This is a genomic window from Paucibacter sp. M5-1 (genome assembly GCF_027498415.2).
In the GTDB taxonomy this organism is placed as follows: domain Bacteria; phylum Pseudomonadota; class Gammaproteobacteria; order Burkholderiales; family Burkholderiaceae_C; genus Roseateles_E.
The window spans coordinates 4,287,025-4,310,757 of record NZ_JAPZLM020000001.1 but is presented as its reverse complement, the minus strand read 5'-3'; the positions used below and the strand labels follow the sequence as shown (position 1 = coordinate 4,310,757).

Genomic DNA, 23,733 nt, shown 5'->3' with positions numbered 1-23,733 from the left:
TACCCTTTACTTCTTGCGACGCGAAACGATGAACGTCTGCGTACGCTTGTTGTTACGAGTGCGGTAGCCCTTCGTGAGGGTGTTCCACGGCGACACAGGCGCTTGGCCTTCGCCGGTACGACCTTCACCACCACCGTGCGGGTGATCCACCGGGTTCATCGCCGTACCGCGAACGGTCGGGCGGATACCCTTCCAACGGATTGCACCGGCCTTGCCGTACTGGCGCAGCTGATGCTCTTCGTTGCTGACCTCGCCGATCGTGGCGCGGCAGTCGATGTGGATGCGGCGCACTTCACCCGAGCGCAGGCGCAGCTGGGCGTAGACACCTTCGCGGGCCATCAGCACCACGGACACGCCGGCCGAACGCGCGATCTGCGCACCCTTGCCAGGCAGCATCTCGATGCAATGGATCGTCGAACCCACCGGGATGTTGCGGATCGGCAGCGTGTTGCCGGCCTTGATCGGGGCTTCCGCGCCGCTCAAGATCGTTGCACCGACTTCCAGACCACGCGGAGCGATGATGTAGCGACGCTCGCCGTCGGCATAGCACACCAGAGCGATGTGGGCCGTACGGTTCGGGTCGTACTCGATGCGCTCAACCTTGGCCGGGATACCGTCCTTGTTGCGCTTGAAGTCGACCACGCGGTAATGGTGCTTGTGACCACCGCCCTTGTGGCGAATCGTGATGTGACCGTTGTTGTTACGGCCAGAGTTCTGCTTTTGCGGCTCAAGCAGCGACGCCTCGGGCGCGCCCTTGTGCAGGTGCTTGTGCACCACCTTGACCACGGCACGGCGGCCGGGCGAGGTCGGTTTGACTTTAACGACGGCCATTACGCAGCCTCCCCGGAGAAGTTGAGCTCTTGGCCCGCCTTCAGCGACACATACGCCTTCTTGACGTGGTCGCGGCGACCGATGGAACGGCCGAAGCGCTTGACCTTGCCCTTGACGTTGACGACGTTCACAGCCTCGACCTCGACCTTGAACATCAGTTCAACAGCGGCCTTGATTTCGGGCTTGGTGGCGTCGCGCAGCACCTTGAACAACACTTGGTTGTGCTTCTCGGCAACCGACGTGGCCTTCTCGGACACGATGGGAGCCAGCAGCACAGAGGCCAGACGGCCTTCGGAATACTTGGTGGGGGCGCTCATGCCAGCATCTCCTTGAGTTGCTCCATCGCAGCCTTGGTCACCAACACCTTCTTGTAGTGAACCAGGGACAGCGGATCGGCGTAGCGCGGCTCGCAAACCAGCACGTTGTGCAGATTGCGCGAGGCCAGCAGCATGTTGTCGGAGACTTCGTTGGCGATCAGCATCACCGACTCCAGACCCATGGCCTTGAACTTGGCAGCCAGCAGCTTGGTCTTCGGGGCTTCGATATCGATTGCCTCGACCACCGACAGGCGGCCTTCACGAGCCAGCTGCGAGAGGATGGCGGCCATACCGGCGCGGTACATCTTCTTGTTCAGCTTGTGCGTGAAGTTCTCGTCCGGCATGTTCGGGAAAATCCGACCACCCCCGCGCCACAGCGGCGAGGACGTCATACCGGCACGTGCGCGGCCGGTTCCCTTTTGACGGAACGGCTTCTTGGTCGAGTGCTTGACCTGTTCACGATCCTTCTGGGCACGGGTACCTTGGCGGGCATTGGCCTGGAAGGCCACGACCACCTGGTGCACCAGGGCTTCGTTGTAATCGCGAGCGAAGACGGTGTCAGGAGCATCCACCTTGGCGGTGGCCTGACCTTGCTCATTCAGGAGCTCGAGCTGCATCAGTTGGCTCCTTTCTTGAGCTTGACCTTGACAGCAGGACGCACGACCACGTGGCCGTTCTTGGCGCCCGGCACAGCACCACGGACCAGCAGCAGCTGACGAGCTTCGTCAACGCGCACGATGTCCAGGTTCTGGGTGGTCACGGTTTCGTCGCCCATATGGCCCGACATCTTCTTGCCAGGGAACACGCGGCCCGGATCCTGCGCCATCGAGATGGAGCCAGGAACATTGTGCGAGCGGCTGTTACCGTGGGAAGCGCGTTGCGAACCGAAGTTGTGGCGCTTGATCGTGCCTTCGAAACCCTTACCGATGGACGTGCCTTGCACGTCAACGGCCTGGCCGGCAGCGAACAGCGAGACCGGCACCTGGGCGCCCGCCTTGTATTCGGCGGCGACGGCGGCGTCGACACGGAATTCCTTCAGGATACGACCGGCTTCAACGCCCGCTTTCGCGAGGTGACCGGCTTCCGGCTTGGTGACGCGCGAAGCTTTGCGCGTACCGAACGCCACTTGAATGGCGCTGTAGCCGTCGTTTTCTACAGTCTTGATCTGGGTCACGCGGTTGTTGGACACATCCAGCACCGTCACAGGGATGGCGTCGCCATCGTCCGTGAAGATGCGCATCATGCCCACCTTGCGGCCCAGCAATCCGAGACGATTGCTTAGACTCATGGTTTTTCTCCAGCCCCTCTGCTCGCACAGGAAGCCATTTACGTACACCCGACATCGATTGGTCGGGCCGATAAGTGCAGCGCCGAATCTCGACAAGTCAAGAACCGACCCTGCGCCAAATCCCGCGCAGGACGAACCAGCGCGGAAAAGCTGGCGAGTATAGCGTGAACCCTAGGAATTACGCAAGGGCGCGCCAGGCATCGCCAAACAAAAAGGGCGGCCGTTGCGGGCCACCCTTCTTGAAGCTGTCATCTCCGACAGCTCTACTGCGATCACTGCAGCTTGATTTCCACATCGACGCCGGCAGGCAGGTCGAGCTTCATCAGCGCATCAACCGTCTTGTCGGTCGGATCGACGATGTCCATCAGGCGCTGGTGGGTGCGGATTTCGAACTGGTCGCGCGAAGTCTTGTTGACGTGCGGCGAACGCAGGATGTCGAAACGCTCCATGCGCGTCGGCAGGGGCACGGGGCCCTTGACGATGGCACCGGTACGCTTGGCGGTTTCGACGATTTCAAGCGCCGACTGGTCGATCAGCTTGTAGTCGAAGGCCTTCAGGCGGATGCGGATCTTTTGCTTTTGCATGACTATTCCTTCAAAGAGCGTGTGGCCGAGGCCACGAGGTTTGTGAGGCCCGAACCCTCAACAGGTCCGGGCCGGTCACGCAAAAGACTTAGGCGATGATGGTCGCCACGACGCCGGAGCCGACGGTACGACCGCCTTCACGGATGGCGAAGCGCAGGCCGGTTTCCATCGCGATCGGAGCGATCAGCTTCACGGTGATGCTGACGTTGTCGCCAGGCATGACCATTTCCTTGTCCGCCGGCAACTCCACGGCACCGGTCACGTCCGTCGTGCGGAAGTAGAACTGGGGACGGTAGTTGTTGAAGAACGGGGTGTGACGGCCGCCCTCTTCCTTGGACAAGACATAGATCTCGGCCGTGAAGTGGGTGTGCGGCTTGATCGAGCCGGGCTTGGCCAGCACTTGGCCGCGCTCGACGTCTTCACGCTTGGTGCCGCGCAGCAGGATACCGACGTTGTCGCCGGCCTGACCCTGGTCCAGCAGCTTGCGGAACATTTCCACGCCGGTCACGGTGGTCTTCTGCACGTCGCGGATACCGACGATTTCGATTTCCTCGCCGACCTTGATGATGCCGCGCTCGACGCGACCGGTCACCACGGTGCCACGGCCCGAGATCGAGAACACGTCTTCCACCGGCAGCAGGAAGGTGCCGTCAACGGCGCGGTCCGGCTGGGGGATGTAGGTGTCCAGCGCATCGGCCAGGCGCATGATGGCTTGCTCGCCCAGGTCGCCCGTGTCGCCTTCCAGCGCCAGCTTGGCCGAACCCTTGATGATGGGGGTGTCGTCGCCCGGGAAGTCGTACTTGCTCAGCAGCTCGCGCACTTCCATTTCGACCAGCTCGAGCAGCTCGGCGTCGTCGACCATGTCGCACTTGTTCAGGAAGACGATGATGAACTTCACACCGACCTGACGCGCCAGCAGGATGTGCTCGCGGGTCTGGGGCATCGGGCCGTCAGCGGCCGAGCACACCAGGATCGCACCGTCCATCTGGGCGGCGCCGGTGATCATGTTCTTCACATAGTCAGCGTGGCCGGGGCAGTCCACGTGAGCGTAATGGCGATTGGCCGTTTCGTACTCAACGTGAGCGGTGTTGATCGTGATGCCGCGTGCCTTCTCTTCAGGCGCTGCGTCGATCTGGTCGTAGGCCTTGGCCTCGCCGCCGAACTTCTTCGACAGCACGGTTGCAATAGCAGCCGTCAGCGTGGTCTTGCCATGGTCAACGTGACCGATGGTGCCCACATTGACGTGCGGCTTGGTGCGTTCAAATTTGCCTTTTGCCATTTCAAATCTCCAGAAAAGAGCATGCGCCAGTCTGTTGGTTTAGCGTTTCCATCGAACCCTTGATTCCCGCCGACTGGCAAACGGGAGAGCTTCGACGAAGACGAATAGGGAAAGCCGAGGCCATCGGGCCTCGGCTCAGTACTTACTTGCCGCGTGCGGTAATGATGGCGTCAGCCACATTCTTCGGAGCTTCCGAATAGTGCTTGAACTCCATCGTGTACGTGGCACGGCCTTGCGACATCGAGCGCAGGGTCGTCGAGTAGCCGAACATTTCCGACAACGGCACTTCGGCCTTGATGGACTTGCCACCGCCGACCATATCGTCCATGCCTTGCACCATGCCGCGACGCGAGGACAGATCGCCCATCACGTTACCAGCATAGTCTTCCGGCGTTTCGACTTCCACGGCCATCATCGGCTCCAGGATCACCGGCGAAGCCTTGCGGCAGCCTTCCTTGAAGCCCATGGACGCGGCCATCTTGAAGGCGTTTTCGTTCGAGTCGACTTCGTGGTAGGAACCGAAGGTCAGCGTGACCTTGACGTCCACCACCGGGAAGCCGGCCAGCACACCGTTGGGCAGCGAGTCAATGATGCCCTTCTCGACCGCCGGGATGTATTCGCGAGGAACCACACCGCCCTTGATCGCATCGACGAACTCGAAGCCCTTGCCGGGCTCCTGCGGCTCGACGGTCAGCACGACGTGGCCGTACTGGCCCTTACCGCCCGACTGACGCACGAACTTGCCTTCGACGTCCGAAGCCGTCTTGCGGATCGTTTCGCGGTAGGCCACTTGCGGCTTGCCGACATTGGCTTCCACGCCGAACTCGCGCTTCATGCGGTCGACGATGATTTCCAGGTGCAGCTCGCCCATGCCCGAGATGATGGTCTGGCCCGACTCTTCATCGGTGCGCAGACGGAAGGACGGATCTTCCTTGGCCAGACGGCCCAGGGCGATACCCATCTTTTCCTGGTCGGCCTTGGTCTTGGGCTCGACGGCCTGCGAGATCACCGGCTCCGGGAACACCATCTTTTCCAAGGTGATGATCGATTCCGGATCGCACAGCGTTTCGCCGGTGGTCACGTCCTTCAGGCCCACGCAGGCGGCGATGTCGCCGGCCAGAATTTCCGAGATTTCTTCACGCTGGTTGGCGTGCATCTGCAGAATACGGCCGATACGCTCCTTCTTGCCGCGAATCGGGTTGAACACCGAATCGCCCGACTTCAGCACGCCCGAATAGACGCGCACGAAAGTCAGCTGGCCGACATAGGGGTCGGTCATCAGCTTGAAGGCCAGGGCCGAGAACTTGGCCTCGTCCGAAGCGTCGCGGGTGGTCGGCTGGTCGTCTTCGTCGGTGCCCGGCACCGGCGGCACATCGATCGGCGAAGGCATGAAGTCGATCACGCCGTCCAGCATGCGCTGCACGCCCTTGTTCTTGAAGGCGGTGCCGCAGAACATCGGCTGGATTTCAGCGGCGATGGTGCGGGTGCGGATGCCCAGAACAATTTCCTCTTCGGACAGCTCGCCCGACTCGAGGTACTTGTTCATCATGTCTTCGCTGGACTCGGCTGCAGCCTCGACCAGGTTGTCGCGCCACTTCTGAGCATCGGCCTGCATTTCGGCCGGGATGTCGCGATAGTCGAACTTCATGCCCTGGGAGGCATCGTCCCAGTAGATTGCCTTCATCTTGATCAGGTCGATCACACCAAGGAAGTTTTCCTCGGCACCGATGGGCAGCACGACGGGCACAGGGTTGGCCTTCAGGCGAACCTTCATCTGCTCGACGACTTTGTAGAAGTTCGCGCCGGTGCGGTCCATCTTGTTGACGAAGGCCAGGCGGGGCACCTTGTACTTGTTGGCCTGACGCCAGACCGTCTCAGACTGAGGCTGCACGCCGCCCACGGCGCAATAGACCATGCAAGCACCGTCCAGCACGCGCATCGAGCGCTCGACTTCAATCGTGAAGTCCACGTGTCCGGGGGTGTCGATGATGTTGATGCGATGCTCGGGGCGGGCCAGATCCATGCCCTTCCAGAAGCAGGTGGTGGCAGCCGAGGTGATCGTGATGCCACGCTCCTGCTCTTGCTCCATCCAGTCCATGGTGGCGGCGCCATCATGCACTTCACCAATCTTGTGGTTCACACCCGTGTAAAACAGGATGCGCTCGGTTGTCGTGGTCTTGCCGGCATCGATGTGCGCAGAGATACCGATATTGCGGTAGCGCTCGATGGGGGTCTTGCGGGCCATGGTGTCACTCCAAATGCAGTGAGCCGCCAACGGGTCAGTAGTAACCCGAGGCGGCCGGAACGGGGAAGATTAGAAGCGGAAGTGCGAGAACGCCTTGTTCGCTTCGGCCATGCGGTGAACTTCATCACGCTTCTTCATGGCACCGCCGCGGCCTTCAGCGGCCTCCAGCAGCTCATTGGCCAGACGCTGGGCCATGGACTTTTCACCGCGCTTGCGGGCCGACTCTTTGAGCCAGCGCATGGCCAGAGCCATACGACGGACGGGACGAACTTCCACGGGAACTTGGTAGTTCGCACCGCCGACGCGGCGGGACTTCACTTCGACCATGGGCTTCACGTTGTTCAGGGCGACCATGAACACTTCCAGCGGATCCTTGCCGATCTTCTTCTCGACCTGGTCGAGGGCACCGTAAATGATGCGCTCGGCGACGGCCTTCTTGCCCGATTCCATGATGACGTTCATGAACTTGGACAGATCGACGCTACCGAACTTGGGATCCGGCAGGATTTCGCGCTTGGGTACTTCGCGACGACGTGGCATGGGAATCTTCCTCTTGCTTCAGTTGGTGCGGGCATCTGCCCGACGACCTTGGACGACCACCGACATCAGGGGCCATCCACTTACTCGGCTGCTGCATGCCTTGGGCACTGCACAAACCGCAAAAAATCTGGCGACAGCCTGGGGCCGCACCATGACAACCTGATGATTACTTCTTCGGACGCTTCGCGCCGTACTTGGAACGCGACTGCTTGCGGTCTTTCACGCCTTGCAAGTCCAGCGAACCGCGCACGATGTGGTAACGCACACCCGGCAAGTCCTTGACACGACCGCCGCGCACCAGCACGACGCTGTGCTCTTGCAGGTTGTGGCCTTCACCGCCGATGTACGAGATGACCTCGAAACCGTTGGTCAGACGCACCTTGGCGACCTTACGCAGCGCGGAGTTCGGCTTCTTAGGCGTGGTGGTGTACACGCGGGTGCACACGCCACGACGCTGAGGGCAGTCCTGCATCGCCGGCGACTTGGATTTCGTGACCTCGGCCTGACGGCCGTGGCGCACGAGCTGATTGATAGTTGGCATAAGTAACTTGTTCCCGTTTGAAGTCACAGATCTCTCGGCAGCAGCAGCCCCAATGGCTTTCAAAACGCCTCAGATCCCCACCACCGCTAGAAACGAACAAAAGCACCACGCCTGGGCGCGGTGCGTTTTCATTTCAGTCAGAGGTGGCTGTAGACGCAGCTAGACCTGCCGAAGAGCCTGCGATTGTAGCCCAGCTCGGCGCCAGCACACAAGCCGGCTCGGTTGGACCCCGCCAGCGACCGCTTCGCCAGGGTATGCTGCGCGCCCAAACCCAAGGGCTGCCATGCTGATTCCGACACCCGACGAGCGCCCGCTGCTGGTCATCGACACCCAGGTCGTGATGGACTGGCTGATCTTCAAGGACTCCTCGACCCAGGCCCTGGCGGCCGAGCTGGAGTCCGGTCAGGCTCAATGGATAGGCACACCCAGCATGCTGGCCGAGCTCAGACATGTGCTGGACCGGGGCGTGGCGGCCAGCTACGCGCCGGACCTGGAATTGATCGAAACGAGCTTCGCCCGACTCTGCCTAACGGTTGACCAGGCGCCGCCGCCTGCCGTGCGCCTGCTCTGCCGGGATCCGGATGACCAGATCTTCATCGATCTGGCGCTGGCTGCGCCGGCGCGCTGGCTGATATCGCGCGATCGCGCCGTGCTGGCCCTGGCCAAGCGCGCACGCAAGCTCGGGCTGGACATCCTGACGCCGTCGGCTTGGAACAAGCAGCAGGCCGGATCCGCCCCGCCATGAAAAAGGGCCACCCGAGCAGTCCGTGTCAAAACGGCTGCGAAGGGCGCCAAGAGCAAAGCGCTCCGAGTTTCTCGGAGCGCTTTTGTTTGGGCGCGCGCGAGGTGTCCATTGGAGCGTATTGCGTGACGGTGGGCTGAACAGCCGAAGCCTTGTGTCGGACCGCAACAAACACTGGCACCGGCATCACATAGCTAGCTTTTGCAACATTTGCTGCCCACCCAGCACCGCCAGTGCCCGTTTGACGTTGTAGGCCAGTGTCGCCAACGCGATCTCCGCGCCGGCCCCCGTCAGGCCTCGCATCAGGAAGCGGGGCTTCTCGAAGATGTGGAACTTCAGGGCCGCAAACGGGTGTTCGACGGTGCAGCGGCGCAGCCTCATCGCCTGGGGTGTAGCGCGCTGGTGGATGCGCTGCAATGCCTCTTCGTAGAGATGGCGACTGAGCGTGCGCCGTGGGGCCTGCGTGCAGCGCGCCTTCATCGCGCAAGCGCCGCAATCGCCGGGCTGCGCTGCATAGATCACGACCTTACCCGCCCGATGCAACTGCTTGCGCTGCAGCAGTTTGTCTGCCGGGCAGACGTAGGCGTCAGCCTGTGCGTCGTAGGTGAAGCGGCCTTGGTCGAACAAGTCCCCCTCGCCCTGGTTGTTGACCGCGCGCTTGACGGGGACATGCACCCGCACGCCTTGATCCTCCAGCGCCTGCGCCTGTTCGCCATTGGCATAGCCCGCATCCGCCACCAGCTTGAGCTCCGTGCCGCCCAGGGTCTGCTGCGCCGATTCGCCCATGCGCTGCAGGCAGCCGTTGTCACCCGCCTGCGCGTTGACCTCGTGGGCCACGATCAGGGCATGCTCGGCGTCGACGGCGGTCTGTACGTTGTAGCCCGGGCCCTTGCCCTTGAGCACTACAGCCTCGGGCTCGGTGCTCACGTAGCGCTGCTTGTCGCTGTCCACCTTCGCCAGCTCGGCCTGCTGTAGCTGCAGCCGCGCCAGCGCCTGGCGCAGCGCCTGAGCGTCCAGCTCCGCCTCGCCTTGCTGCTGGTCGGCCGCCTCCAACTCCTGCAGGTACTGCGCAATGCGCTGCTCCAGCTTGGCCTGCAGTTCGGCCCGCTGGACCTCGTCCAGGATGGCCTTGCCGCTGGCCACGGCCTGGAACTTCGTCCCGTCCACGGCCACCCACTCTCCGCGGATCAGACCGGCTTCGGCGCAAAAGCGCACGAACTCGGCCCCGGCTCGGCGTAGCGGCTGCGCGTTGCAGCGACGGAACTCGGCAATGGTCTTGTGGTCGGGCGTGAGCCGGTGCAGCAGCCACATCAGTTCGATGTTGCGCTGGCACTCCCGCTCCAGACGCCTCGATGAGCGCAACCGATTGAGGTAGCCGTACAGGTACAACATCAGCAGGTCCGCCGGGTCGTACGGCGGGCGGCCTGTGGCCTTGCTGTGGGCTCGAGCAAAACCCAGCGCCTTCAGGTCCAGCCGCGCCACGAACGCCGCGATCACCCGGCACACATGCTCCGGTCCGATCAACTCGTCCAGCGACACCGGAAACAGGCTGCCCTGGTCTCGACTCTGTCCTTGCACGTAGCCCATAAGAACAATGCCCTGCAACTTGCGTTGCAGGGCATTGTCTTCAGGCCTTCAGCTTAGCGTCAGAGTATTGACACGGACTGCGAGGGTGGCCCTTTGAGGCTTGGAGAAAAGCGTTGAGTCTTACTCGGCGCTGCCTTCCGAAGCACTGTCCACGCTGGCCATCTGGGCAGCGGCCAATTCCTCGGCCTCCTGCTGGGCGATGGAGCGGCGCTCGGCGTCGTCCATGCTTTCCTTGGCACGACGGGCGTCGTGGAAGGCCATACCGGTACCGGCAGGGATCAGGCGGCCGACGATGACGTTTTCCTTCAGACCGCGCAGCTCGTCGCGCTTGCCCATGATGGCAGCCTCGGTCAGCACGCGGGTGGTTTCCTGGAAGGAAGCCGCAGAGATGAAGGAATCGGTCGACAGCGAAGCCTTGGTGATACCCAGCAGCACATCGGCGTGGGTGGCAATCATCTTGCCCTCCGCGCGCAGACGGTCGTTGGTGTCCAGCAGCTCCGAGCGCTCGACCTGCTCGTTGACGATGTAGTGCGAGTCGCCCGAGTTCGTGATCTGCACGCGACGCAGCATCTGGCGAACGATCACCTCGATGTGCTTGTCGTTGATCTTCACGCCTTGCAAACGATACACGTCCTGCACTTCGTCGACGATGTAGCGAGCCAGCTCTTCGATACCCAGCAGACGCAGGATGTCTTGCGGGTCGGCGGCGCCGTCCACAATCAATTCGCCGCGATTGACCACCTGGCCTTCGTGCACCAGGATGTTCTTCTCCTTGGGCACCAGCTCTTCGTGCTTGCTGCCATCCGGGTCGGTGATTTCCAGGCGAATCTTGCCCTTGGTCTCCTTACCGAACGAGACCGTACCGGTACGCTCGGCCAGCACGCCGACATCCTTGGGCGAACGGGCTTCGAACAGCTCGGCCACACGCGGCAGACCGCCGGTAATGTCGCGAGTCTTCTGGCCTTCGACCGGGATACGTGCCAGCACTTCGCCGGGGAACAGATCCTGACCGTCGCGGATCTGGATCAGCGAGCCAACCTGGAAGCCGATCGTCACCGAGTGGTCGGTGCCGGGGATCTTCACTTCGTTGCCATTGACGTCGAGCAGCTTGACCTGCGGGCGAATGACCTTGGCAGCGCCACGGCGCTTCGGATCGATCACCACCAGCGTGGACAGGCCGGTCACTTCGTCGACCTGCTTGGCCACCGTCACGCCCTCTTCCACATTCTCGAAGGTCGCCTTGCCGGCGAACTCGGTAATGATGGGGCGGGTCAGCGGATCCCAGTTCGCCAAGATCGTGCCAGCCTTGATGGTCTGGTCGGCCTTGATGTTCAGGATCGCGCCGTACGGCACCTTGTGACGCTCGCGCTCGCGACCATGCGGGTCGGCAATGATGATTTCGCCGGAACGCGAAATCACCACCAGATCGCCCTTGCCGTTCGTGACGTAGCGCATCGTGGCATTGAAGCCGATGATGCCGTCCGACTTGGCTTCGACGCTGGAGGCCACCGCTGCACGCGACGCCGCACCACCGATGTGGAAGGTACGCATCGTCAGCTGGGTACCCGGCTCACCGATCGACTGGGCGGCGATCACGCCGACCGCTTCACCGGTGTTGACCAGGCCGCCACGGCCCAGATCGCGGCCATAGCACTTGGCGCACAGGCCGAAGCGGGTGGCGCAGGTCAGCGGGGTGCGGACCTTGATCTCGTCGACGCCAGCCTGCTCCAGCATGTCCAGCGTGTCTTCGTCCAGCATATTGCCGGCCGCCAGCAGCACGCCTTGGGTCTCGGGGTGCAGCACATCGATGGCTGCGACACGACCCAGCACGCGGTCGCGCAGCGATTCGATGACTTCACCGCCCTCGACCAGGGCACGCATATTCATGCCGTTGTCGGTGCCGCAATCCACTTCGGTGACGACCAGATCCTGGGTCACGTCGACCAGACGACGGGTCAGGTAGCCCGAGTTCGCGGTCTTCAGCGCCGTATCCGCCAGGCCCTTACGAGCACCGTGGGTGGAGATGAAGTACTGCAGAACGTTCAGACCTTCGCGGAAGTTCGCCGTGATGGGCGTCTCGATGATGGAGCCGTCAGGCTTGGCCATCAGGCCCCGCATACCGGCCAGCTGGCGGATCTGCGCGGCCGAGCCCCGGGCGCCCGAGTCGGCCATCATGTAGATGGAGTTGAAGGACTCCTGATCCACTTCGCGGCCGTTGCGGTCGATGGTCTTCTGCTTGGACAGCTGGGTCATCATGACCTTGCCGACCTCGTCACCGGTCTTGCCCCAGATGTCGACGACCTTGTTGTAGCGTTCGCCGGCGGTCACCAGGCCCGAGACATACTGCTGCTCGATTTCCTTGACTTCCTTCTCGGCACGCTCGATTAGCAGCGGCTTCTCCGGCGGCACCAACATATCGTCCACCGCGATCGAGATACCGGCGCGCGTGGCCAGACGGAAACCGCTTTGCAGCAGCTTGTCGGCCAGCACGACGGTTTCCTTCAGACCGCACTTGCGGAACGAGGTGTTGATCAGGCGCGAGATTTCCTTCTTCTTCAGCGCCTTGTTGATATTGGCGAAAGGCAGGCCCTTCGGCAGGATCTCGCTGAGCAGGGCGCGGCCGACGGTGGTGTCCACCAACTTGGTCTCGGCGATCCACTCGCCGGTTTCCTTGTTCTTGGTGTACTCGGTCAGGCGCACGCTGATCTTGGCGGTGATCTCGACCACGCCGTTTTCCAGTGCACGGATCAGCTCGGGGATGTCCGAGAAGATCAGGCCTTCGCCCTTGCCGTTGATGCGCTCGCGGGTCGCGTAATACAGACCCAGCACCACGTCTTGCGAGGGCACGATCGAGGGTTCACCGGAGGCCGGGAACAGCACGTTGTTGGAGGCCAGCATCAGGGTGCGGGCTTCCATCTGCGCTTCGATCGACAGCGGCACGTGGACGGCCATCTGGTCACCGTCGAAGTCGGCGTTGAAGGCGGCGCAGACCAGCGGGTGCAGCTGGATGGCCTTGCCTTCGATCAACACCGGCTCGAAGGCCTGGATGCCCAGACGGTGCAGGGTCGGCGCGCGGTTCAGCAGCACCGGGTGCTCCTTGATGACCTCTTCCAGGATGTCCCAGACCACCGGCGTGCCGGATTCGACTTCCTTCTTCGCCGCCTTGATCGTCGTCGCGATGCCCATGGCTTCGAGGCGCGAGAAGATGAAGGGCTTGAACAGTTCCAGCGCCATCAGCTTGGGCAGACCGCACTGATGCAGCTTCAGGGTCGGACCCACCACGATGACCGAACGGCCCGAGTAGTCGACGCGCTTGCCCAGCAAGTTCTGACGGAAACGACCGCTCTTGCCCTTGATCATGTCGGCCAGCGACTTCAGGGCACGCTTGTTCGCGCCGGTCATCGCCTTGCCGCGGCGGCCGTTGTCCAGCAGCGAGTCGACGGCTTCCTGCAGCATGCGCTTTTCGTTGCGCACGATGATCTCAGGGGCCTTCAGCTCCAGCAGACGGGCCAGGCGGTTGTTGCGGTTGATGACGCGGCGATACAGATCGTTCAGATCCGAGGTCGCGAAGCGGCCGCCGTCCAGCGGCACCAGCGGACGCAGGTCCGGCGGCAGCACGGGCAGCACTTCCAGCACCATCCAGTTCGGCTTGATGCCGGACTTCTTGAAGGCTTCCATCACCTTCAGGCGCTTGGAGTTCTTCTTGACCTTGAGTTCCGAGCCGGTCATGTCGTTGCGCAGGCGATCAATCTCGACGTCGAGATCCATCTCCTCCAGCAGCTTCTTGATGCCCTCGGCACCCATCAGCGCGATGAACTCGTCACCGAACTCCAGGCGCTTCGCGTCGTAGTCGTCCTCGGTCATGATCGAGAACTTCTTCAGCGGGGTCATGCCCGGGTCGACGACCACATAGGCTTCAAAGTACAGCACGCGCTCGATGTCGCGCAGCGTCATGTCGAGCACCAGGCCCAGACGCGAAGGCAGCGACTTCAGGAACCAGATGTGGGCGCAGGGCGCGGCCAGGTCAATATGACCCATGCGGTCGCGACGCACCTTGGTCTGGGTGACTTCAACGCCGCACTTCTCGCAGATCACGCCGCGGTGCTTCAGGCGCTTGTACTTGCCGCACAGGCACTCGTAGTCCTTGATCGGGCCGAAGATCTTGGCGCAGAACAGGCCATCACGCTCGGGCTTGAAAGTCCGGTAGTTGATGGTCTCGGGCTTCTTCACCTCACCGAAGGACCACGAGCGGATCTTCTCTGGCGAGGCCAGGCGGATCGCAATCGCGTCGAAGTGCTCGTCGGGCGTGAATTGCTTGAACAGGTCCAGCAAACCTTTCATGTGTCTCTCCTGTTCCTAATTAGTTGCGCTCGAGTTCAATGTCGATGCCAAGGGAACGAATTTCCTTGACCAGGACGTTGAACGATTCCGGCATGCCGGCTTCGATGGCGTGTTCGCCCTTGACGATGGACTCGTACACCTTGGTGCGGCCGTTCACGTCATCGGACTTCACGGTCAGCATTTCCTGCAGGATGTAGGAGGCGCCATAAGCTTCCAGCGCCCACACTTCCATCTCACCGAAACGCTGGCCGCCGAACTGCGCCTTACCACCCAGCGGCTGCTGCGTGACGAGCGAGTACGGGCCGGTCGAACGGGCGTGCATCTTGTCGTCCACCAGGTGGTGCAGCTTCAGCACGTGCATATAGCCGACCGTGACCGGGCGCTCGAAAGCCTCGCCGGTGCGGCCGTCGTGCAGCTGAGCCTGGGTGCGCGTGGCGGTCAGACCCTTCTTGGCGGCAATGTCGTCCGGGTAGGCCAGCTTCAGCATGCCGCGGATTTCTTCTTCCTTGGCGCCGTCGAACACCGGCGTCGCGAACGGCACGCCATGGCGCAGGTTCTGCGCCATCTCGATGACTTCGTCGTCGCTCAGGTCGTCCAGATGCTCGGTCTTGCCACCCGACTTGTTGTACAGCTCATCGAAGAACTGACGCAGCTCGGACACGCGGGCGTGCTCCTGCAGCATGTCGCCGATGCGCTGGCCAATGCCCTTGCCGGCCCAGCCCAGATGCACTTCCAGGACCTGACCCACGTTCATCCGCGAGGGCACGCCCAGCGGGTTCAGCACGATGTCGGCGGGCGTGCCGTCGGCCATATAGGGCATGTCTTCGATCGGAGCGATCTTGGACACCACACCCTTGTTGCCGTGACGGCCTGCCATCTTGTCGCCAGGCTGCAGGCGGCGCTTGACGGCCAGGTAGACCTTGACCATCTTCAGCACGCCGGCCGGCAGCTCGTCGCCTTGCGTCAGCTTCTTGCGCTTCTCTTCGAAGGCCAGATCGAACGAATGGCGGGTCTGCTCCAGCGAGTTCTTGATGGACTCCAGCTGATTGGCGACATCATCCTCGGCGGGACGGATGTCGAACCAGTGGAAGCGCTCGACGCTGCTCAGATAAGCCTTGTCGATGACCGTGCCCTTGGCGATCTTCTGCGGGCCGCCGTTGGCGACCTTGCCGTTCAGCAGCTTCTCGATACGGTCGAAGGCATCGCTCTCGACGATGCGCAGCTGATCGTTCAGGTCCAGGCGGAAGCGCTTGAGCTCATCGTCGATGATCTGCTGGGCGCGCTTGTCGCGCTGGATGCCTTCACGGGTGAAGACCTGCACATCGATGACGGTGCCATTGGTACCCTGGTCGACACGCAGCGACGTGTCCTTCACGTCCGAAGCCTTCTCGCCGAAGATGGCGCGCAGCAGCTTCTCTTCCGGTGTCAGCGTGGTCTCGCCCTTGGGCGTGACCTTGCCGACCAGCACGTCGCCGGGGCCGACTTCGGCGCCGACGTAGACGATGCCCGACTCGTCCAGACGCGAGAGTTGCTGCTCGCTCAGGTTCGGGATGTCGCGGGTGATTTCCTCGCTGCCCAGCTTGGTGTCACGCGCCATCACCACCAGTTCCTCGATATGGATCGAGGTGTAGCGGTCTTCGGCGATCACACGCTCCGAGATCAGGATCGAATCTTCGAAGTTGTAGCCGTTCCAGGGCATGAACGCGACCAGCATGTTCTGGCCCAGCGCCAGTTCACCGATGTCGGTCGAGGCGCCATCGGCAATGATGTCCTCGGCCGCCACCTTGTCACCACGGCGCACGATGGGGCGCTGATGGATGTTGGTGTTCTGGTTGGAACGCTGATACTTGATCAGGTTGTAGATGTCGACGCCGACTTCACCGGCCACGGTCTCGTTGTCGTTGACGCGGATCACGATGCGGTTGGTGTCGACATAGTCGATCACGCCGCCGCGACGTGCGGCCACCACGGTGCCCGAGTCCTTGGCCGCGACGCGCTCGACGCCGGTACCGACCAGGGCTTTCTCGGGACGCAGCGTCGGCACAGCCTGGCGCTGCATATTGGCGCCCATCAGTGCACGGTTCGCATCGTCGTGCTCGAGGAAGGGCACCAGCGAGGCCGCGACCGACACGATCTGCGTCGGCGCCACGTCCATGTACTGGATGCGCTCGGGCGAGGTCAGCACCGATTCGCCGTTTTCACGCGCCGAGACCAGCTCGTCGGTCAGCTCGCCGGCAGGGTTCAAGGTCGCGTTCGCCTGGGCGATCACGTACTTGCCTTCCTCGATGGCCGACAGATAGTCGATCTGGGTCGTCACCTTGCCGTCGACGACGCGGCGGTAAGGCGTTTCCAGGAAACCGTACTCGTTGAGCTGTGCATACAGCGCCAGCGAGTTGATCAGACCGATGTTCGGGCCTTCCGGCGTTTCGATCGGGCAGACACGGCCGTAGTGGGTCGGGTGCACGTCACGGACTTCGAAGCCGGCGCGCTCGCGGGTCAGACCACCCGGGCCCAGGGCGGAAACACGACGCTTGTGCGTGATTTCCGACAGCGGGTTGGTCTGGTCCATGAACTGCGACAGCTGCGAGGCACCGAAGAACTCCTTCAGCGCCGCGGAGATCGGCTTGGAGTTGATCAGGTCGTGCGGCATCAGGGCTTCGGTCTCGGCCTGGCCCAGACGTTCCTTGACGGCCTTCTCGATACGCGCCAGGCCCGAGCGGTACTGGTTCTCGGCCAGTTCGCCGACGCAACGCACGCGACGGTTGCCCAGGTGGTCGATGTCATCGACCTCGCCGCGGCCATTGCGCAGCTCGACCAGAATCTTGACGACGTCGAGGATGTCCTCGTTCGACAAGTTCATATTGCCTTCCGGCGTGTCGCGGCCCACGCGGGCGTTGAACTTCATCCGGCCGACGCGCGACAGATCGTAGGTGTCGGTGCTGTAGAACAGGCGGTTGAACAGCGCTTCGACAGCGTCTTCCGTCGGCGGCTCGCCGGGGCGCATCATGCGATAGATCGCCACGCGCGCAGCCAGCTGGTCGGCGGTTTCGTCCGAGGCCAGGGTCTGGCTGATGTAGGCGCCCTCATCCAGCTCGTTCGTGAACAAGCACTGGATGTCCTTGATGCCGGCCTGGCGCAGCTTCTTCAGCAGCGCGTCGGTCAGCTCTTCATTGGCCTTGGCAATGATCTCGCCGGTGTCGCCGTCGACCATGTTCTTGGCCAGCACGCGGCCGACCAGGAAGTCTTCGGGCACGGTCACATGCTGGGTGCCGCTTTGCTCAAGCTGGCGCACATGACGGGCGGTGATGCGCTTGTCCTTCTCGACGATGACGGCACCGCTCTTGTCGGTGATGTCAAAGCGGGCGACCTCGCCCTTCAGGCGGTCGGCAACGAACTCCATCTGCGCGCCGGCGTCCATCAGACGGAAATTGTCGAAGACGAAGAAGTGCGCCAGGATCTGCTCGGGGTTCAGGCCGATGGCCTTCAGCAGGATCGTGACCGGCATCTTGCGGCGACGGTCGACACGGAAGAACAGGATGTCCTTGGGGTCGAACTCGAAGTCCAGCCAGGAGCCGCGGTAAGGAATGATGCGGGCCGAGAACAGCAGCTTACCGGACGAGTGGGTCTTGCCCTTGTCGTGCTCGAAGAACACGCCGGGCGAGCGGTGCAGCTGGGAGACGATGACACGCTCGGTGCCATTGACGATGAAGGAGCCGTAGTCGGTCATCAGGGGCACTTCGCCCATGTAGACCTCTTGCTCCTTGATCTCCTTGACGGTCTTCGCCTGGGGCGACTCACGGTCATAGATGATCATCTGCAGGCGCGCACGCACGGCCGCCGCATAGGTCAAGCCACGCTGCTGGCACTCACGGGTGTCGAACGGCGGCTTGGCGATATTGAATTCGAGGAATTTCATCTCCACGAAACCGTTGTGCGAAACAATCGGGAACGCGGACAGGAAAGCAGCCTGCAGGCCTTCGGGCTTGCGCTTGGCTGGAGGCACTTCTTTTTGCAGGAAGGCGACGTACGACTCCTTCTGCATGGTCAGCAAGTAGGGAACGTTGAGAACGCTCTCGCGCTTACCGAAGCTCTTGCGGATTCGCTTGCGCTCGGTATAGCTATAGGGGGTTGTTTGCGCCATAAACACTCCGTGTCGAGAGCCCACCCCTGGCCGTGGGACGGGCTTCGTCGGCGACTGGCTTGTCGAGCCCGATCCAGAACGGACGGCTCGATGCTTGGTGGTTGGCCACTACCAACCGCTGGCGGACAACCCCGGCATTGCACCTGGGCCCGACCAAACCGGTTCTCTGCAGTCGGATCAGAGAACACTTGAAAGAACCGCGCATCATACCCTGCGCGGGGCTTTCAACTATTCTCAACCGGATAAACCCTTGAAACGGGGAAAGGGGAGGTCTTGCGACCGCCCCTTTCTAGTCAGCGAGGTCAGAGCTGCTGCGCAACCCTGACCCCAGACAATCACTTCAGCTCAGCCTTGGCGCCGGCTTCTTCCAGCTTCTTCTTGGCGGCTTCAGCGTCAGCCTTGGCCACGCCTTCCTTGACAGCCTTCGGAGCGCCGTCGACCAGGTCCTTGGCTTCCTTCAGGCCCAGGCCGGTGATTTCGCGCACAGCCTTAATCACCGAGACCTTGTTGGCGCCGGCTTCCAGCAGCACAACGTTGAACTCGGTTTGCTCTTCAGCAGCAGCAGCGCCGCCGCCAGCAGCGCCACCGGCGGCCGGAGCAGCCATCGAAGCGGCGGACACGCCAAACTTCTCTTCGATTGCCTTGACCAGATCGTTCAGTTCCAGAACGGTCATGCTGTCCAGGGCGGTCAGGAATGCGTCTTTATCGAATGCCATGATGTGTTTCTTCCTATATACAGATTGCTTGCGTTTGACGGGATCGTCTTAGGCTGCAGCGGGGGCTTCGGCAGCAACTTCCGTAGAAGCAGCGCCAGCACCACGTTGTGCAGCCAGGGCCGCCAGCACGGCCGCGGTGCGTTGCACCGGCGACTTGAGCAGGCCGGCGATTTGCGACAGCAGCACTTCCTTGCTCGGAACAGCCGCCAGCGCTTTCACGCCGTTGACGTCCAGAGCCTTGCCGCCGTAGGCACCACCCTTGATGACGAGCTTGTCGTTACCCTTGGCAAAGTCAGCGATGACTTTGGCCGCAGCGACCGCGTCTTCCGAAAAGCCGTAGATCAGCGGGCCGACCATGCTCTCCGAGGCAGCTTCGAACTGGGTGCCGGCAACAGCGCGACGGGCCAGGGTGTTCTTCAGCACGTGAAGATAGACACCCTTGGCACGCGCGTCGATGCGCAGCTTGTTCAAGGCTTCCACGGTGAGGCCACGGTACTCGGCCAGCGCCAGGGTCTGCGACTTGGCAGCTTGCGCTGCGACGTCGGAGACAACGGCTGCCTTCTCGTTGCGATTGAGACTCAAGGTCTACTCCTCACATTACGCCTCCGGCCCCGTGTGTTGAGCACAGGACCTTCGGCACCGGGATTCAGCGACCTTCTGTTCAGGAAAATCCTTTACAGCGGGACCGCCATCTGCGTTGGCAGGGAAGACACAAGGCCAACCCGATTAAGCGTCACCCCCGATACAGCGGGGCTTCACACCAACGGTCTTGGATGACGCGCGAGCAAGAAAACCTGCCCACGCCCCACCAATTCATCAGCACGGCGCCAGACTTCGCGCCGCACCTCAACTTCTTTGCTTAGGCGTTGGCCTGGGCATTGATGCTGGCGACATCCACACGGGCGCCAACGCCCATCGTGGAGGACACCGCCACCTTGCGCAGGTAGACACCCTTGCTCGACGCCGGCTTGGCCTTGTTCAGGGCCTCGATCAGCGCGCGCAGATTGCCTTCCAGCTTGTCGGTGTCGAACGAACGACGGCCGAGGGTGCCGTGGATGATGCCGGCCTTGTCAACGCGGAACTGGACCTGGCCAGCCTTGGCGTTCTTGACAGCGGTCGCGACGTCCGGGGTCACGGTGCCAACCTTGGGGTTAGGCATCAGGCCGCGCGGGCCCAGGATCTGACCCAGGGTACCGACGATACGCATCGTGTCCGGCGAGGCGATCACAACGTCGAAAGGCATGTCGCCAGCCTTGACGCGCTCGGCCAGGTCTTCCATGCCGACGATGTCGGCGCCGGCGGCGCGGGCCTCGTCAGCCTTGGCGCCTTGGGCGAACACGGCGACGCGCTTGGTCTTGCCGGTGCCGTTAGGCATCACGACGGCGCCACGCACCACTTGGTCCGACTTCTTGGCATCGATGCCCAGTTGCACGGCCACGTCGATCGACTCGTCGAACTTGGCGGTAGCCAGGCTCTTGACGAGATTCAGGGCTTCACCCAGCGTGTACAGCTTGGTGGTCTCGACCTTGCCTTGCAGGGCCTTTTGGCGCTTAGTCAGCTTTGCCATCTCAAACACCCTCCACCAGCACGCCCATCGAACGGGCGGAACCAGCAATCGTACGAACGGCGGCGTCCAGATCAGCAGCGGTCAAATCCTTGACCTTGATCTTGGCGATCTCTTCCAGCTGAGCACGGGTCAGCTTGCCAACCTTCTCGAGGTGAGCCTTTTGCGAGCCCTTCTCGATCTTGGCGGCCTTCTTGATCAGCGCGGTCGCCGGGGGCGACTTGATCACGAAGGTGAAGCTCTTGTCCGCAAACGCGGTGATGACCACCGGCAGCTTCATGCCCGGCTCATGGCCCTGCGTCTGGGCGTTGAACGCCTTGCAGAACTCCATGATGTTCAGGCCACGCTGACCCAGCGCGGGACCAACCGGAGGCGAAGGATTCGCCTTGCCGGCAGCGACTTGCAGCTTGATAAAGCCGACAATTTTCTTTGCCATATTTCTCTCCAATCAGTGGCGCGGCGTAAACAGCGCCACGACACCTGAGTGCTAGCGCAAAGGACTGGTTACCTTTGCTCCTCTTGTCCGCATCTCGTCGCGGACTGACTACGGTCGGTATTGGCAGCCGAAGCCGCCGGGCACCGACGAGCCTTAAACCTTCTCGACCTGCGCGAAGTCCAACTCCACCGGCGTGGCACGACCGAAGATCGTGACCGAGACACGCACCTTGGACTTGTCGTAGTTGACTTCCTCGATCGCGCCATTGAAGTCGGTGAACGGACCTTCCTTGACGCGCACCACCTCGCCCACCGTCCACTCGACCTTGGGCCGGGGCTTCTCGATGCCTTCTTGCATCTGGTTGACGATCTTCATCACCTCGGCTTCCGAGATCGGAGCCGGGCGGTTTTTCGCACCACCAACGAAACCGGTCACCTTGGAGGTGTGCTTGACCAAGTGCCAGGTGTCATCTTCCATCACCATTTCCACCAGCACATAGCCGGGGAAGAAACGACGCTCGGTGACGGCCTTCTTGCCGTTCTTCAGCTCGACGACCTCTTCGGTCGGCACCAGGATGCGACCGAACTTGTCCTGCATGCCGGCGCGATCAATGCGCTCGCGCAGATTGCGCTCGACAGCCTTCTCCATGCCCGAATAGGCATGAACCACATACCAACGCTTGGGCAGACCGGTGGGCACCGCGGCCTCACCGCCGGTGACAACGCCTTGTTCTTCGCTCATTGCAGTCCTTCCGCCTCTCAGCGCTTCCAGCCCAGGATCAGGTCGTACAGCACCCATTCCAATGTCTTGTCGGTCAGCCACAGGAACAAGGCCATCACCAGCACGAAGGCGAACACATAGCCCGTCATCTGCGTCGCCTCCTTGCGCGTCGGCCACACGACCTTGCGCACCTCGCGCGCCGAGTCCTGCCCGTAGGCGATCAGCGACTTGCCCGACTCCGAGGTGAAGAACGCGGCAGCGGCGGCAACCAGCAGCACCAGCAACGCGCCCCACTGGGCAATCGGACCCTGCTTGGCGAGCGCGTAAAAAGCCACCAGCGCGCCCACCAGCAAGAGCACGGCAGCAGCCAGCTTGGCCTTGTCGGCGCCGGTCGTGACCGTTTCGACTTGAGGATTGGACATAGAACTTTCTTTAGCACCTGTGCCCGGCAGCAAACCACCCGGCCCAGACAATCAAATCACGGGATACCCAACAGCAGCAAAGCCCGCCGGGAACAGTTCCCGCGGGCTGATGCTTGACCACTTGGACCGGTCGCTTTTATCCGAAGCGACTGGCAGGGGCAGAGGGTCTCGAACCCCCAACCTTCGGTTTTGGAGACCGACGCTCTGCCAATTGAGCTATGCCCCTGTGGCCTTCTAACTTTAAGCGATGATGGTCGCCACGACGCCGGAGCCGACGGTACGACCGCCTTCACGGATGGCGAAGCGCAGGCCGGTTTCCATCGCGATCGGAGCGATCAGCTTCACGGTGATGCTGACGTTGTCGCCAGGCATGACCATTTCCTTGTCCGCCGGCAACTCCACGGCACCGGTCACGTCCGTCGTGCGGAAGTAGAACTGGGGACGGTAGTTGTTGAAGAACGGGGTGTGACGGCCGCCCTCTTCCTTGGACAAGACATAGATCTCGGCCGTGAAGTGGGTGTGCGGCTTGATCGAGCCGGGCTTGGCCAGCACTTGGCCGCGCTCGACGTCTTCACGCTTGGTGCCGCGCAGCAGGATACCGACGTTGTCGCCGGCCTGACCCTGGTCCAGCAGCTTGCGGAACATTTCCACGCCGGTCACGGTGGTCTTCTGCACGTCGCGGATACCGACGATTTCGATTTCCTCGCCGACCTTGATGATGCCGCGCTCGACGCGACCGGTCACCACGGTGCCACGGCCCGAGATCGAGAACACGTCTTCCACCGGCAGCAGGAAGGTGCCGTCAACGGCGCGGTCCGGCTGGGGGATGTAGGTGTCCAGCGCATCGGCCAGGCGCATGATGGCTTGCTCGCCCAGGTCGCCCGTGTCGCCTTCCAGCGCCAGCTTGGCCGAACCCTTGATGATGGGGGTGTCGTCGCCCGGGAAGTCGTACTTGCTCAGCAGCTCGCGCACTTCCATTTCGACCAGCTCGAGCAGCTCGGCGTCGTCGACCATGTCGCACTTGTTCAGGAAGACGATGATGAACTTCACACCGACCTGACGCGCCAGCAGGATGTGCTCGCGGGTCTGGGGCATCGGGCCGTCAGCGGCCGAGCACACCAGGATCGCACCGTCCATCTGGGCGGCGCCGGTGATCATGTTCTTCACATAGTCAGCGTGGCCGGGGCAGTCCACGTGAGCGTAATGGCGATTGGCCGTTTCGTACTCGACGTGAGCGGTGTTGATCGTGATGCCGCGTGCCTTCTCTTCAGGCGCTGCGTCGATCTGGTCGTAGGCCTTGGCCTCGCCGCCGAACTTCTTCGACAGCACGGTTGCAATAGCAGCCGTCAGCGTGGTCTTGCCATGGTCAACGTGACCGATGGTGCCCACATTGACGTGCGGCTTGGTGCGTTCGAATTTACCTTTTGCCATCTTGCGCT

At 62.3% G+C, this 23,733-nt stretch carries 20 protein-coding genes and 1 tRNA gene; 1 reads left to right on the top strand and 20 read right to left on the bottom strand.

Annotated elements, in window-relative coordinates; translation table 11 throughout:
- Positions 1–6: 6 nt before the first annotated feature.
- From rplB to rpsL, 9 genes are all read right to left on the bottom strand, one after another.
- Positions 7–831 carry a 50S ribosomal protein L2 gene (gene rplB, locus O5M90_RS20380; protein WP_137945239.1) on the bottom strand — a complete coding sequence of 275 codons (825 nt, stop codon included), beginning with the start codon at positions 829–831 and terminating at the stop codon, positions 7–9.
- The gene (rplW, locus tag O5M90_RS20375; protein WP_137945240.1) at positions 831–1,148 is read right to left on the bottom strand and encodes a 50S ribosomal protein L23; all 318 of its coding nucleotides are present in this window, start codon (positions 1,146–1,148) and stop codon (positions 831–833) included. The genes rplB and rplW overlap by 1 nt, the downstream gene beginning before the upstream one ends.
- Positions 1,145–1,765, bottom strand: a complete 621-nt coding sequence (gene rplD / locus O5M90_RS20370; RefSeq protein ID WP_137945241.1) for a 50S ribosomal protein L4 — start codon at positions 1,763–1,765, stop codon at positions 1,145–1,147. The genes rplW and rplD overlap by 4 nt, the downstream gene beginning before the upstream one ends.
- Positions 1,765–2,436 (bottom strand): 50S ribosomal protein L3, encoded by a 672-nt coding sequence (rplC, locus tag O5M90_RS20365; RefSeq protein ID WP_269838271.1) that lies wholly within the window; start codon positions 2,434–2,436, stop codon positions 1,765–1,767. Before rplC ends, rplD begins: the two co-directional genes overlap by 1 nt.
- A 272-nt stretch (positions 2,437–2,708) precedes the next feature.
- Positions 2,709–3,020 (bottom strand): 30S ribosomal protein S10, encoded by a 312-nt coding sequence (rpsJ, locus tag O5M90_RS20360; protein WP_056194266.1) that lies wholly within the window; start codon positions 3,018–3,020, stop codon positions 2,709–2,711.
- 88 nt (positions 3,021–3,108) lie between these two features.
- Positions 3,109–4,299, bottom strand: coding sequence for an elongation factor Tu (tuf, locus tag O5M90_RS20355; RefSeq protein ID WP_262971603.1), 1,191 nt, complete (start codon positions 4,297–4,299; stop codon positions 3,109–3,111).
- Between the two features lie 142 nt (positions 4,300–4,441).
- A complete protein-coding gene (gene fusA, locus O5M90_RS20350; protein ID WP_137945771.1) occupies positions 4,442–6,544 on the bottom strand; it encodes an elongation factor G in 2,103 nt (700 codons plus the stop codon).
- Positions 6,545–6,613: 69 nt separating this feature from the next.
- Positions 6,614–7,084: a 30S ribosomal protein S7 gene (gene rpsG / locus O5M90_RS20345; protein WP_119046632.1), complete on the bottom strand. Its 471-nt coding sequence runs from the start codon at positions 7,082–7,084 to the stop codon at positions 6,614–6,616.
- A gap of 166 nt (positions 7,085–7,250) precedes the next feature.
- Positions 7,251–7,625 carry a 30S ribosomal protein S12 gene (gene rpsL, locus O5M90_RS20340; RefSeq protein WP_137945770.1) on the bottom strand — a complete coding sequence of 125 codons (375 nt, stop codon included), beginning with the start codon at positions 7,623–7,625 and terminating at the stop codon, positions 7,251–7,253.
- A 283-nt stretch (positions 7,626–7,908) separates the two neighbouring features.
- Here rpsL and O5M90_RS20335 point away from each other — a divergent pair, with 283 nt between their 5' ends.
- On the top strand, positions 7,909–8,370 hold the full coding sequence (locus O5M90_RS20335; RefSeq protein ID WP_269838272.1) for a putative toxin-antitoxin system toxin component, PIN family: 462 nt from the start codon (positions 7,909–7,911) through the stop codon (positions 8,368–8,370).
- Between the two features lie 183 nt (positions 8,371–8,553).
- Here the strand turns inward: O5M90_RS20335 and O5M90_RS20330 are convergent, their stop codons facing one another.
- The 11 genes from O5M90_RS20330 to tuf (O5M90_RS20280) form a co-directional block, all read right to left on the bottom strand.
- Positions 8,554–9,954, bottom strand: a complete 1,401-nt coding sequence (locus tag O5M90_RS20330; RefSeq protein ID WP_262968893.1) for an IS1182 family transposase — start codon at positions 9,952–9,954, stop codon at positions 8,554–8,556.
- A gap of 120 nt (positions 9,955–10,074) precedes the next feature.
- A complete protein-coding gene (rpoC, locus tag O5M90_RS20325) occupies positions 10,075–14,295 on the bottom strand; it encodes a DNA-directed RNA polymerase subunit beta' (protein WP_262971605.1) in 4,221 nt (1,406 codons plus the stop codon).
- Between the two features lie 19 nt (positions 14,296–14,314).
- Positions 14,315–18,436, bottom strand: coding sequence for a DNA-directed RNA polymerase subunit beta (gene rpoB / locus O5M90_RS20320; protein WP_137945767.1), 4,122 nt, complete (start codon positions 18,434–18,436; stop codon positions 14,315–14,317).
- A 335-nt stretch (positions 18,437–18,771) separates the two neighbouring features.
- Positions 18,772–19,152, bottom strand: coding sequence for a 50S ribosomal protein L7/L12 (gene rplL / locus O5M90_RS20315; protein ID WP_137945766.1), 381 nt, complete (start codon positions 19,150–19,152; stop codon positions 18,772–18,774).
- Between the two features lie 48 nt (positions 19,153–19,200).
- Positions 19,201–19,734, bottom strand: a complete 534-nt coding sequence (rplJ, locus tag O5M90_RS20310; protein WP_137945765.1) for a 50S ribosomal protein L10 — start codon at positions 19,732–19,734, stop codon at positions 19,201–19,203.
- Positions 19,735–20,011: 277 nt separating this feature from the next.
- Positions 20,012–20,719 carry a 50S ribosomal protein L1 gene (rplA, locus tag O5M90_RS20305; protein WP_137945764.1) on the bottom strand — a complete coding sequence of 236 codons (708 nt, stop codon included), beginning with the start codon at positions 20,717–20,719 and terminating at the stop codon, positions 20,012–20,014.
- 1 nt (position 20,720) lies between these two features.
- The gene (rplK, locus tag O5M90_RS20300; protein WP_137945763.1) at positions 20,721–21,152 is read right to left on the bottom strand and encodes a 50S ribosomal protein L11; all 432 of its coding nucleotides are present in this window, start codon (positions 21,150–21,152) and stop codon (positions 20,721–20,723) included.
- 153 nt (positions 21,153–21,305) lie between these two features.
- The gene (nusG, locus tag O5M90_RS20295; protein WP_137945762.1) at positions 21,306–21,893 is read right to left on the bottom strand and encodes a transcription termination/antitermination protein NusG; all 588 of its coding nucleotides are present in this window, start codon (positions 21,891–21,893) and stop codon (positions 21,306–21,308) included.
- 17 nt (positions 21,894–21,910) lie between these two features.
- Entirely contained in the window at positions 21,911–22,294 is a 384-nt protein-coding gene (gene secE / locus O5M90_RS20290) for a preprotein translocase subunit SecE (protein WP_262971606.1), read from the bottom strand.
- A 150-nt stretch (positions 22,295–22,444) separates the two neighbouring features.
- Positions 22,445–22,520: transfer RNA gene (locus tag O5M90_RS20285), tRNA-Trp, on the bottom strand.
- A gap of 14 nt (positions 22,521–22,534) precedes the next feature.
- The gene (gene tuf / locus O5M90_RS20280) at positions 22,535–23,725 is read right to left on the bottom strand and encodes an elongation factor Tu (RefSeq protein ID WP_262971603.1); all 1,191 of its coding nucleotides are present in this window, start codon (positions 23,723–23,725) and stop codon (positions 22,535–22,537) included.
- Positions 23,726–23,733: the final 8 nt, after the last annotated feature.

Bases quoted from the DNA above. Each gene is read 5' to 3' on its own strand.
- rplB (WP_137945239.1), bottom strand. From the start codon at position 831: ATGGCCGTCGTTAAAGTCAAACCGACCTCGCCCGGCCGCCGTGCCGTG.
- rplW (WP_137945240.1), bottom strand. From the start codon at position 1,148: ATGAGCGCCCCCACCAAGTATTCCGAAGGCCGTCTGGCCTCTGTGCTG.
- rplD (WP_137945241.1), bottom strand. From the start codon at position 1,765: ATGCAGCTCGAGCTCCTGAATGAGCAAGGTCAGGCCACCGCCAAGGTG.
- rplC (WP_269838271.1), bottom strand. From the start codon at position 2,436: ATGAGTCTAAGCAATCGTCTCGGATTGCTGGGCCGCAAGGTGGGCATG.
- rpsJ (WP_056194266.1), bottom strand. From the start codon at position 3,020: ATGCAAAAGCAAAAGATCCGCATCCGCCTGAAGGCCTTCGACTACAAG.
- tuf (WP_262971603.1), bottom strand. From the start codon at position 4,299: ATGGCAAAAGGCAAATTTGAACGCACCAAGCCGCACGTCAATGTGGGC.
- fusA (WP_137945771.1), bottom strand. From the start codon at position 6,544: ATGGCCCGCAAGACCCCCATCGAGCGCTACCGCAATATCGGTATCTCT.
- rpsG (WP_119046632.1), bottom strand. From the start codon at position 7,084: ATGCCACGTCGTCGCGAAGTACCCAAGCGCGAAATCCTGCCGGATCCC.
- rpsL (WP_137945770.1), bottom strand. From the start codon at position 7,625: ATGCCAACTATCAATCAGCTCGTGCGCCACGGCCGTCAGGCCGAGGTC.
- O5M90_RS20335 (WP_269838272.1), top strand. From the start codon at position 7,909: ATGCTGATTCCGACACCCGACGAGCGCCCGCTGCTGGTCATCGACACC.
- O5M90_RS20330 (WP_262968893.1), bottom strand. From the start codon at position 9,954: ATGGGCTACGTGCAAGGACAGAGTCGAGACCAGGGCAGCCTGTTTCCG.
- rpoC (WP_262971605.1), bottom strand. From the start codon at position 14,295: ATGAAAGGTTTGCTGGACCTGTTCAAGCAATTCACGCCCGACGAGCAC.
- rpoB (WP_137945767.1), bottom strand. From the start codon at position 18,436: ATGGCGCAAACAACCCCCTATAGCTATACCGAGCGCAAGCGAATCCGC.
- rplL (WP_137945766.1), bottom strand. From the start codon at position 19,152: ATGGCATTCGATAAAGACGCATTCCTGACCGCCCTGGACAGCATGACC.
- rplA (WP_137945764.1), bottom strand. From the start codon at position 20,719: ATGGCAAAGCTGACTAAGCGCCAAAAGGCCCTGCAAGGCAAGGTCGAG.
- rplK (WP_137945763.1), bottom strand. From the start codon at position 21,152: ATGGCAAAGAAAATTGTCGGCTTTATCAAGCTGCAAGTCGCTGCCGGC.
- nusG (WP_137945762.1), bottom strand. From the start codon at position 21,893: ATGAGCGAAGAACAAGGCGTTGTCACCGGCGGTGAGGCCGCGGTGCCC.
- secE (WP_262971606.1), bottom strand. From the start codon at position 22,294: ATGTCCAATCCTCAAGTCGAAACGGTCACGACCGGCGCCGACAAGGCC.
- tuf (WP_262971603.1), bottom strand. From the start codon at position 23,725: ATGGCAAAAGGTAAATTCGAACGCACCAAGCCGCACGTCAATGTGGGC.